Below are 402 nucleotides of genomic sequence, written 5' to 3'. Positions count from 1 at the left end.
ATCGTCGGCGCGTCGTTTGACGATAGCCTCGACGGTATCGTCCGCGTCTCAGTGGTGGCGACCGGAATCGATAATCTGGACCCGGCGTCTCAGGCGCAACCGGTGGAAACCGCCATCGCCCAGCTCGCGGCCAGGCTGCGCAACGACGGCCGCCGCATCGCCGATCGCATCGAGCGCAGTGCACCCCTTCCGCAAGTGGAAAGCCCGCCGCTCCGCTCCGAAGCGCGACAGCCCGTGGGGCAACCGTCAAGGGCGGCTCCGGACTATGCGCGCCACGCCGCCGACCGGCTGCTCGATCCTTACGGCCGCACCGCTGCGCCCAATGCGCCCGATGAAGCTATTCTCGATATCCCGGCCTTCCTGCGCCGCGCCGCCAACTGAACGGTCGCAGGACGGGAGTTA

1 pseudogene is annotated in these 402 nt (G+C 68.2%); it reads left to right on the top strand.

Features of this window, described 5'->3' with window-relative positions:
• Positions 1 to 381 (top strand): annotated as a pseudogene (locus AC0L3K_RS40760) (cell division protein FtsZ); the annotation flags it as partial.
• Positions 382 to 402: the final 21 nt, after the last annotated feature.

Source organism: Bradyrhizobium sp. MI1.10, assembly GCF_055811035.1.
The sequence above is the reverse complement of the archived record's forward strand: the minus strand, read 5'-3'. Positions and strand labels throughout refer to the sequence as shown.